Here is a 1,841-nt window from a genome sequence, read left to right as displayed (position 1 = left end):
GGATTCCGGTCGGGGCCCACCCCCTTGTCCTCAAGGCGTTCTCAGGCCCGGTCAGTCCTCGTTCTTGCCGTCGTCCTCGCCGCTCTCCGGGGAGGACGGGGAGGCGCTGCCGGACGCGCCGTCCGCATTGTCCGCGCCATCCGCACCGTCCTCGTCGAGCGCGTCGGTGAACTCCACACCGTCCAGCTCGGCCAGGCGGTCCGACGCGTCGGTGCTGCCGTCGCGGTCGGCCTCGACGGCCTTGGCGAACCACTCCCGTGCCTCGGCCTCCCGGCCGACGGCGAGCAGCGCGTCGGCGTAGGCGTACCGCAGGCGGGCGGTCCACGGCTGCACGGAGTGGGAGGCCAGCTCGGGGCTCTGCAGCGTCACGATGGCCGCGTCCAGCTGCCCCATGTCGCGCCGGGCGCCGGCCGCCACGAGCCGCATCTCCACCTGCCCGGCCTTGTCGAGCTTGTGCACCTCGGGGGCACCGGCCATGTCCAGCGCCTTCTCCGGCCGGCCGAGCCCGCGCTCGCAGTCGGCCATGAGGGGCCACAGCTCCGCGTTGCCGGTCATCCGCCGGGCGGCACGGAACTCCGCGAGCGCCTCCGAGTACTTCTGGCTGGCGTACGCGGCGAAGCCGGCCGCCTCACGTACGGCGGCGACGCGCGACGCCAGACGCAGAGCCACCCTGGAGTAGCCGTACGCGCCCTCCGGGTCCTCGTCGATCAGCCGGGCGACCATCACCAGGTTCCTGGCGACGTCCTCGGCGAGCGTCTTGGGCAGGCTCTGGAGCTCCTGCCGGACGTCCTTGTCGATCTCCTCGCCGGTGACGTCCTCGGGGATCGGCAGCCGCTTGATCGGCTCCCGGTCCCGGTCCCGCTCGTCGCGGAACCGGCCTCCGCCGCGGCGGTCGTCACGCCGGTCGTCACGCCGGTCGTCCCTACGGTCATCGCGCCGGTAGGAGGGACGGTCACCCTCACGGCGGAAGCCACCGGGGCGCCCACCGCGGTCGCCCCGGTCGTCACGGCGGGGACCACGGCCGCCACGGTCGTCCCGGCCACGGAAGCCCCCACGATCGCCGCGCTCACCGCGGGTGTCGTCACGCCGGTCGTCCCTGCGGTCATCGCGGCGGTAGGAGGGGCGGTCGCCCTCACGGCGGAAGCCACCGCGGTCACCGCGGTCACCATCACGCCGGTCATCACGGCGGTCATCACGGCGGTCATCGCGGCGGTCATCACGGCGGTCGTCGCGGCGGTCGTCGCGGCGGTAGGAGGGGCGGTCGCCCTCACGGCGGAAGCCGCCACGGTCACCGTCACGCCGGTCGTCACGGCGACCGCCGTAACCACCACGGTCACCCTCACGCCGGTCATCACGCCGGTCGTCCCGGCGGTCGTCCCGACGGAAACCACCCCGGTCGCCTCGGTCGCCGCGCTCACTGCCACGGCGGTCGTCACGGCGACCCCCGTAGCCTCCGCCGCGCTCGTCGTCACGACGGCCGTATCCCGCGCGGTCGTTGCTGCGGCGCGGGCCACCCCGGAAGCCGCCACGGTCACCGCGTTCACCGCGGTCACCAACGTCCCGGCGGCGCTGATCGCGCTCCGGACGCTCGTCGGGAGAGTTGGTGGACATCGGTGACTCCTGTCTGCTGTACCGCAAAGTCATTCTCGCGCAGCCGGGTACCCGGCGCGCTGCAAGCTGTGTTCGGTGAAAAAACGAAAGGACCCCTGGTCCCAGCTGAACGCTGGTGACCAGGGGTCCTCCAAAGATTGTTCGGCGGTGTCCTACTCTCCCACAGGGTCCCCCCTGCAGTACCATCGGCGCTGTAAGGCTTAGCTTCCGGGTTCGGAATGTAACCGGGC

1 protein-coding gene and 1 rRNA gene are annotated in these 1,841 nt (G+C 72.6%); both read right to left on the bottom strand.

The genetic code is table 11. The annotated features are described in order from the left end of the window. Positions 1–51 precede the first annotated feature (51 nt). Complete coding sequence (locus ACFC02_RS42440) at positions 52–831, bottom strand: hypothetical protein (RefSeq protein WP_376368362.1); 780 nt, start codon at positions 829–831, stop codon at positions 52–54. A gap of 919 nt (positions 832–1,750) precedes the next feature. Further along, positions 1,751–1,841: ribosomal RNA gene (gene rrf, locus ACFC02_RS42435) — 5S ribosomal RNA — on the bottom strand; the annotation flags it as partial.

It is taken from the genome of Streptomyces sp. NPDC056160, from assembly GCF_042268205.1.
GTDB lineage: Bacteria > Actinomycetota > Actinomycetes > Streptomycetales > Streptomycetaceae > Streptomyces.
Note: the sequence above shows the minus strand (reverse complement) of the source record. Positions and strands in the feature narration are given on the sequence as shown.